Source organism: Archaeoglobus sp. (genome assembly GCF_017656475.1).
Lineage (GTDB): Archaea > Halobacteriota > Archaeoglobi > Archaeoglobales > Archaeoglobaceae > Archaeoglobus.
Genome location: NZ_JACDNT010000084.1, coordinates 1 through 2,133, shown reverse-complemented (window position 1 = coordinate 2,133; position 2,133 = coordinate 1). Strand labels below are relative to the sequence as shown.

Genomic DNA, 2,133 nt, shown 5'->3' with positions numbered 1-2,133 from the left:
GGTGATGAAAATGAGGCCCGGGGTCCGACCGTTCTGTTCTTTCATTTTTTTCATCCAACCAAAAACGGAGGTGAAGCGAAATGAAGCTCAACTTAAAGGAGATTGCGATGCAGGTGGAGAAGGAACTCAAGGAGCTGGCAAAACTAACTGAGGCGTACCACAACGGAGAGCTTGATGAAGACCCTCTTGAAGAGTTCTTTGACAGAATCCTCGACATCAGCAGGGTTCAGCAGCTCCTCATTGACGGTTGGGAGACGATAAGCTATGAAGTCTGCCTGGCGTGGGGTGGACCGGGTATCTGGCTCGAAACGGGCTCATACACCATCAGGGTTGCGTGGTGGGGAGACTACGTTGAATGGCACGTCTACGACCCTGACGCGAGGGAAGCGATTGACATGATTCACGACTACCTCCATGAAATATACGGGTGATGAGTGTGATAGTGAAGGTGAAGGCAAAGAGGGTGTTCAGGCACAAGGAGAGCGACGGCAAGATCAACCCGCTGATTATGGACGACAAAGAAAAGCTCTGGATTGAGACGGAGAGCGGAAGGATAATAGTACTCCCCCTTGAGGACATTGAAGGTCTCGTCTAAGCTTTCTTTTTCGCATGTATGGATAGCTTCAGGAGGTGGTACCATGGGTGTTGCTTTCTATAAAGCCTACGTGTGTCTCGATGGAGACGGTGAGCCGGTCTACTGGGAAGCCCTCGATAAAGACAAAGCTGAGGAGTTTATAAAGCAGTTCCCGATGCCTGAATCTGAAACCTTCGATGATTCTGAAGAGATACTGATAGACATAGCCTATCCTGTTGGACCTATACTCCTCAGACCCACCGAGTCTTTAGAGTTTATTTTCTGGTTTGAAGACCTGATTTCACACTCCCTGGTGGTTTGGTGACCTGATTTCGCACTCCCTCTACTAAAAAAAAAGGAGGTGGTAGGTATGGGGTTCCTCGACAGCCTTAAGAGGGGAAGTTTTATTGCAAGCTTTGGAGCCGTGAAGGAGACCTTCGATGTCTTCCTGAGCGACTACCTCAGGAGCAAGGCGGAGCTCAAGATGCTTGAGGGCAAGCTCGAATTCAAGGCCCGGTTCATATCCCTTCAGACAAACATAGAGGCGATGGACGCTATCCTCGACGAGGTAAAGAATTGGTGTGCCAGGACGATAAAGAAGATTGACAGCATACGGGAGGTGAAGGAATGAACGAAGAAGAAAAAGTCATATATTGGGAGGAGCTGATGCAGGAAATAGCGAACAAATGGAAAATGCTGGTGATGGTAAGGATGGATGAAGAAACAGTCCTATACAAACCGGAGGGTGAAGAGGATGATTAGCTACGTGGTGGTCATCCAGGACGACGAGGGAGGAGTACGACTCAAGGAGGTGAAGTTCGAGGACAGGAATGCAGCGCTCGACTACATGAAGAAGGTGGAGGTGGTTTTCCAGAGGAAGGGCTACGTCGTCGAGTGGGACGAGGAAGACAGGTTCACAGCGGTCTCATCGAAAAACCCTCTCCTCCGCTTTAATGTTTTCATTATTCAGGTGATAGACGTTGAGAGGTGAAGGCTATGAGGTGTGACAAGTACAGGATCAGCAAGCTCGCTGACATCAGCAAAGTACCCGGTCCTGCACGCGATATACTTCTAAAAGCAGCTCATCTAAGGGACGAGTATAAAAAACTTGAAAAAGAATTCAGCAAACTGGAAGAACTCTCCGAAACTTTCAATATCAGCAAAGAAACCATGGACTCAGCACGCTCGCGACTAAAAGAAACCATTGAGGAACTGAACTATACCCTTAATCTTCTGAGGATCATGGGATATTTTGATGGTATCGGGACCAACGGATTCCTTTATCTCTTCAGAATTAAGCAGTATGTCCTGTGCTTCTACGACCGAGCTGAAGGGTTCGTTTTAGATATAGAGATACTCAAGGACACACCCACCGATCCCAAAGAGAGAATTTACGTCGGACGTTTCGTCATGCCGACTGAAGACTTCTTTACACTGATTCTCAGGCTCGGGGAGAAGATCCGCAACGGAGAAGCTGATGAACTCTTGAACTGTTAAGTTTTTATTTTTGCAATAATTTTTCAAAAGGTTTATATACCCTAAATGCACTCCTTATTATG

Annotated in this window: 7 protein-coding genes; all 7 read left to right on the top strand. The window is 47.4% G+C overall.

The window, feature by feature from the left end; genetic code table 11:
• Positions 1-80 precede the first annotated feature (80 nt).
• Genes H0Z19_RS11905 through H0Z19_RS11875 form a run of 7 tightly spaced genes read left to right on the top strand, consistent with a single transcriptional unit; the run spans position 81 to position 2,071 of the window.
• Positions 81-431, top strand: coding sequence for a hypothetical protein (locus tag H0Z19_RS11905; RefSeq protein ID WP_290726907.1), 351 nt, complete (start codon positions 81-83; stop codon positions 429-431).
• Between the two features lie 5 nt (positions 432-436).
• Positions 437-595, top strand: a complete 159-nt coding sequence (locus H0Z19_RS11900) for a hypothetical protein (protein ID WP_290726906.1) — start codon at positions 437-439, stop codon at positions 593-595.
• A 43-nt stretch (positions 596-638) separates the two neighbouring features.
• Positions 639-899, top strand: coding sequence for a hypothetical protein (locus H0Z19_RS11895; RefSeq protein ID WP_290726905.1), 261 nt, complete (start codon positions 639-641; stop codon positions 897-899).
• A 45-nt stretch (positions 900-944) separates the two neighbouring features.
• A complete protein-coding gene (locus H0Z19_RS11890; protein ID WP_290726903.1) occupies positions 945-1,205 on the top strand; it encodes a hypothetical protein in 261 nt (86 codons plus the stop codon).
• Positions 1,202-1,336: a hypothetical protein gene (locus H0Z19_RS11885; protein WP_290726902.1), complete on the top strand. Its 135-nt coding sequence runs from the start codon at positions 1,202-1,204 to the stop codon at positions 1,334-1,336. The genes H0Z19_RS11890 and H0Z19_RS11885 overlap by 4 nt, the downstream gene beginning before the upstream one ends.
• On the top strand, positions 1,329-1,565 hold the full coding sequence (locus tag H0Z19_RS11880; RefSeq protein ID WP_290726900.1) for a hypothetical protein: 237 nt from the start codon (positions 1,329-1,331) through the stop codon (positions 1,563-1,565). Before H0Z19_RS11885 ends, H0Z19_RS11880 begins: the two co-directional genes overlap by 8 nt.
• A gap of 5 nt (positions 1,566-1,570) precedes the next feature.
• A complete protein-coding gene (locus tag H0Z19_RS11875) occupies positions 1,571-2,071 on the top strand; it encodes a hypothetical protein (protein WP_290726899.1) in 501 nt (166 codons plus the stop codon).
• Positions 2,072-2,133: the final 62 nt, after the last annotated feature.

What these genes read in the sequence shown, in the direction of transcription:
- H0Z19_RS11905 (WP_290726907.1), top strand. Translation starts at nt 81, where the DNA reads ATGAAGCTCAACTTAAAGGAGATTGCGATGCAGGTGGAGAAGGAACTC.
- H0Z19_RS11875 (WP_290726899.1), top strand. Translation starts at nt 1,571, where the DNA reads ATGAGGTGTGACAAGTACAGGATCAGCAAGCTCGCTGACATCAGCAAA.
- H0Z19_RS11890 (WP_290726903.1), top strand. Translation starts at nt 945, where the DNA reads ATGGGGTTCCTCGACAGCCTTAAGAGGGGAAGTTTTATTGCAAGCTTT.
- H0Z19_RS11895 (WP_290726905.1), top strand. Translation starts at nt 639, where the DNA reads ATGGGTGTTGCTTTCTATAAAGCCTACGTGTGTCTCGATGGAGACGGT.
- H0Z19_RS11880 (WP_290726900.1), top strand. Translation starts at nt 1,329, where the DNA reads ATGATTAGCTACGTGGTGGTCATCCAGGACGACGAGGGAGGAGTACGA.
- H0Z19_RS11885 (WP_290726902.1), top strand. Translation starts at nt 1,202, where the DNA reads ATGAACGAAGAAGAAAAAGTCATATATTGGGAGGAGCTGATGCAGGAA.